Annotated in this window: 3 protein-coding genes; all 3 read left to right on the top strand. The window is 37.8% G+C overall.

Going from position 1 to position 3,054, the window contains the following annotated elements:
* The first annotated feature begins 159 nt into the window (after window positions 1-159).
* Window positions 160-675, top strand: a complete 516-nt coding sequence (locus L652_RS0110915) for a MarR family transcriptional regulator (protein ID WP_231388420.1) — start codon at window positions 160-162, stop codon at window positions 673-675.
* Window positions 676-808: 133 nt separating this feature from the next.
* Window positions 809-1,558: an RIO1 family regulatory kinase/ATPase gene (locus L652_RS0110910; RefSeq protein WP_024596279.1), complete on the top strand. Its 750-nt coding sequence runs from the start codon at window positions 809-811 to the stop codon at window positions 1,556-1,558.
* A gap of 313 nt (window positions 1,559-1,871) precedes the next feature.
* A partial coding sequence (locus L652_RS0110900; RefSeq protein WP_024603450.1) for a magnesium transporter occupies window positions 1,872-3,054 on the top strand: 1,183 nt, incomplete at its 3' end.

Genomic DNA, 3,054 nt, shown 5'->3' with positions numbered 1-3,054 from the left:
AAGGATGGCTTAAGTTACAAGCCATCCTGGAAGGCTACGATTTAGCAAAATCTCTTGAGTCAGACTTGTGATCAAGAGACAGCTAATAGCGGCTTTATTTTTGTGGGCGATTTTTTATAAAAATTATTGAATTTTTTGTATGCGTTAAGGTCTATCAGCATGCAAATATACTTATACAGTGGAATAACCATGCAAAACATGCCATCAATTAAACGTTGTACTCGAGAAGAGTTAGCGCCAGAGCAAGATTTGGGGCGTTTAGTCTCTTTTTTACGTTCGAGATTAGCCATTCATGTTGATGCCAAGTTACTTCCTATGGACTTAACTTCTGCGCAATATATTGTGGTTGTACTACTTGCGAGAGAGTCGGTTAATACGCTTGCAGGACTTTGCGAATATATGGTTTATGATCGTGGCGCTATGAGCCGCTTATTAAACCGACTTGAAGAAAAAGGACTCATTATTAAAACGCAATGTGAGCTTGATAAGCGCTCAACTATTTTGTGTTTAAGTGAAAAAGGTAAAGCTCTTTGTCCTGAAATTATGCCTGTAGTGAACGAAGTCTATGCGCAAGCATTAAGTGGTTTTTCAGAGCCAGAAAAAAACCAAATAATCGACTTACTATTCAAAGCTATAAATAATCTTGATTCACTGCCAGACTCCCCCCAAAAGTAGATTATCAATAAAATAGCGATACTGTTTCAATAGAAAGTTAGCGTGCTAATTAGTTGATCTGATTGTGCGCAGAATCTAACTTTGATAATATAGTTGCCTAGGCAATTAAAGTTATCATCTTGTTAGGTTTGTTATGATTGAAAATAATTTGTTAGTACAATTACAACAGCAATTTCCAGAACATACTTTTATGCAACATCACTTAAGTGTTGTCCATAAGGGACGTTTTGCTAACGCGATTGTGTATCGATATAAAGATAATGAATTTGATTTAATCGTTAAAGATTTTAGCCAAAGCCCTTGGTTTATCCGCAAAACATTTGCACGAATGTCGGTAAATCAAGAGTATAAAGGGTTGAGCCGTTTAGCAGAGCTTGATGCAGTTGCTAACCGCTTTTGTAGATTGTCGCCGATAGCGGTTGCTTATAACTATATTGAAGGCACGCCACTGCGCGCTTTAATTCATGAAGACAAAACACTACCTGTTAACTTTTTTAGTGAGCTTGAGCGTCAAGTAGCAAAAATGCATCGCAAAGGCATCGTGCATTTAGACTTGCGTAATATGGGTAATATTTTATGCGGCGCAGACGGTAAACCTTACTTTATTGATTTTCAGTCCACTATTAGCTTTTCTCGTTTTCCACGTTGGTTGCAACGCTTTATGCGAGGATCTGACATGTCAGGCGTATATAAAGCATGGAATAAATTGGGTGAGCAGCCTCTGCCACAAAAAAAGCAAGACTATTTAGAGCGCTTTAATCACGTGCGTAAACGCTGGATTTTTAAAGGTTACCCAATACAGCGTGGCTATGCGTGGGGCACTGCACTTATTACTCAATTTGTAGATTCTGACTTAGTACGAAATATTACTGATAGACTTTAATTTAAAGCATAAACCGTAATTTAAAAACACCTAATTCATTGTGTGATTTTGCCCATATTAGCCTAGCTAATATGGGATTTTTTTATTATAAGTAATCCCTTTAGTTTGTTTACTTGTTGTTTAATCCCTCAAAAATAATTCCTTTTACTGTTTTTTTAATTTTTTAAAATAAATATTAGTACTGCATTTAGTTTGCCCATACAATGCGCAAAAATAGCTTGCGCATGCTTAATAAGTTCACGTTTTTTCTGCAATTTTTTATTGTTCAAGTAGACTATAAATAATGTGCGCTTTTAAATTTTAAGGTTTTAAGATGATTGAGTATCCGGTAGACCAACTTCCACAGCTCATAAATGATTTATTGCAATGCGATACAACAGAACGCAAAAATAAATTATTAGCAGATGCGCAGTTAACGCTTTCAACAGAGCACCTGTCATTACTTTTTGAGGCGATACCAAAAGAGCAACGACTTGAAATTTGGCAGTTGCTTGATGAAGACACGCAACACGAAATTTTTGTTAATTTAAGTGAAGATAGTTGTTTGTGGTTGCTACAAACGCTAGAAGACACTGAGGCTTTTAAACTTCTTGATGAAGTTAATGTAGAAGAGCTACTGGAACTTGAAGAAGTTATACCAGAGCGATTTGTTGAGTATGCAAAAAAGCAACTCGATGAAGCGCAAACCAAACAATATGATTTAGCGCAGCAATACCCGCCAGAGCAATTAGGTCACTGGTTAGGTTTTGACTTTTTAAAAGTATCGGAGAAGCTAACAGCCGGTGGTGCTAAAAAATTGCTACACAAAGGTTTACCGCAATACAGTGAAGTTATTTATTTAGTAAGCCGCAAGGGTAGTTTAATAGGTGAGGTTGCGGTAAATGATTTAATAAAAGCCAGCGACACCGATAACTTAATGACATTGGCAAATCATGACTTTTCATCGCTCCATGCTGATGATGATTTATATGAAGCGGCAGAAGTGGTGATCCACAGTGAAAAAATGGCACTGCCAGTGGTTAATGTTGATAACAAATTACTTGGGCGATTAACCATTGCCTCTGCTTATGAATTACGACAAGAAATTGCTGATGAAGCAGCCGCTAAAGCCGGTGGTTTACGTGAAGACGAAGACCTGTTCGCAAGTGTGCGAAAAAGTGCTAAAAACCGTGGCATATGGTTAGGTATTAATTTAGCTACTGCCTTTTTAGCGTCGTGGTTTATCGGTTTATTTGGCGCAACGATAGAACAAGTTGTAGCACTAGCGGTATTAATGCCAGTGGTCGCTTCTATGGGGGGAATTGCAGGTAGTCAAACATTAACCGTTATTGTGCGAGGTTTAGCGCTTGGACAGGTTACAGATTCAAACCGTAATGCGTTGCTTAAAAAAGAGCTGCGTGTTGGCGCTGTAAATGGCTTGGTATGGGCGTTTGTAATCGGCCTACTTACCTTTTTATGGTTTAACGACTTAATGCTTAGTATTACGATTACGGTAG

The sequence above is a fragment of the Pseudoalteromonas sp. TB25 genome (assembly GCF_000497995.1).
Taxonomy (GTDB): Bacteria; Pseudomonadota; Gammaproteobacteria; order Enterobacterales; family Alteromonadaceae; genus Pseudoalteromonas; species Pseudoalteromonas distincta.
Note: the sequence above shows the minus strand (reverse complement) of the source record. Positions and strands in the feature narration are given on the sequence as shown.

Coding starts and splice junctions, on each gene's coding strand:
- L652_RS0110915 (WP_231388420.1), top strand. CDS start 160: ATGCAAATATACTTATACAGTGGAATAACCATGCAAAACATGCCATCA.
- L652_RS0110910 (WP_024596279.1), top strand. CDS start 809: ATGATTGAAAATAATTTGTTAGTACAATTACAACAGCAATTTCCAGAA.